Consider the following 1107-nt stretch of genomic DNA (forward strand, 5'->3'; position numbering starts at 1 on the left):
CGTCTGTTCTCCAATACCTGGAATCGAAGTCAACAGCTCGCGCTGCTGTTTTAAATGCGGATGTTGGTCAAAATGATCGCTAATCATTTTTTTGATTTCTGCTTGTTGTTCTTTGATGTATTCCAAATGAGCTCTCGTAAGTTTAGCTACAGTTTCTGTAGCTGTTTCCAAACGATTCTCTTCCTGTTGATACATCTGAGTCAAAGATTCTAGTCGTCGCAGTAAAGCTTGTAATTCCTTGACTTCCAACGGGGTTGGTGTCCACAAAGACGGTTTCATCGCCGCACAAAAACGAGCAATCAGTGCCGCATCTACAGAGTCAGTTTTAGTTCTCAGAAGTTCGCTTTTAGCAAACCCTTTAATACGCGCCGGATTAACAATGCTAACCTGAAAGCCATTCCCATATAGGAATTCGGCTAAGGCTTCACGCCAAAATGCTAGTGGCTTCCATGCAGGCATGAAGTTCAACAACACTTTGTTTTTGAAGCCAGTTATGCAAACTCTCAAACCCTTGAATATTGTTCGTAAACTTTTTGGGTTTAGTTGCACGACCTTCTTTCAGTAATGAGACGTGAAAGTCTCTTTTACTGATGTCTATACCTAAGACTGTTGATGTCATTGTTTGCTCCAGATGTACTCCGATTTTATGAAAGAACCGACAGGCAATTGAATACTAACCTTGTAAATGCAGGCTTTCCCGGGCGATGCCGAGAGCCTAAGATACTGTCCAGCTTTAGGTGCGCCTGTCATCAGTAATGGGAGCTTATCTACGCAACAGACTTATGCAGTCTAAGGGGCGGGCCAACTTCACCGATTTCTGATGTCCTTGAACAACACTTTCTGCTGAAACTGGCATCTTATTCAGAAACTTTTCTAGTTTCTTTAGATTTACCTGATTGTCGGCTTGATCGCCCACTTGTCGGCTCGATCGCCTGATTGTCGGTACGATCGCCTGATGATCGGTACGATCGCCTGATGGTCGGCTCGATCGCCTGATTGTCGGCTCGATCGACTGAAAGTCTGTACGATCGCCTGATTATCGGTATGATTGAATCAATGACGTGGCGATCGACTGACTGACTCTTTTAAGATACAAGGGGCGGGTTC

The 1107-nt window shown here is 44.4% G+C and carries 2 protein-coding genes; both read right to left on the minus strand.

The genetic code is table 11. From position 1 onward, the window contains the following. A partial coding sequence (locus tag JGK07_RS33015) for a transposase (RefSeq protein WP_293187248.1) occupies positions 1-459 on the minus strand: 459 nt, incomplete at its 3' end. Beyond that, entirely contained in the window at positions 425-619 is a 195-nt protein-coding gene (locus JGK07_RS33020) for a transposase (RefSeq protein WP_293187246.1), read from the minus strand. The genes JGK07_RS33020 and JGK07_RS33015, both read right to left, overlap by 35 nt. Between the last annotated feature and the right edge of the window lie 488 nt (positions 620-1107).

Source organism: Microcoleus sp. PH2017_24_DOB_U_A (assembly GCF_020738205.1).
In the GTDB taxonomy this organism is placed as follows: Bacteria; Cyanobacteriota; Cyanobacteriia; order Cyanobacteriales; family Microcoleaceae; genus Microcoleus.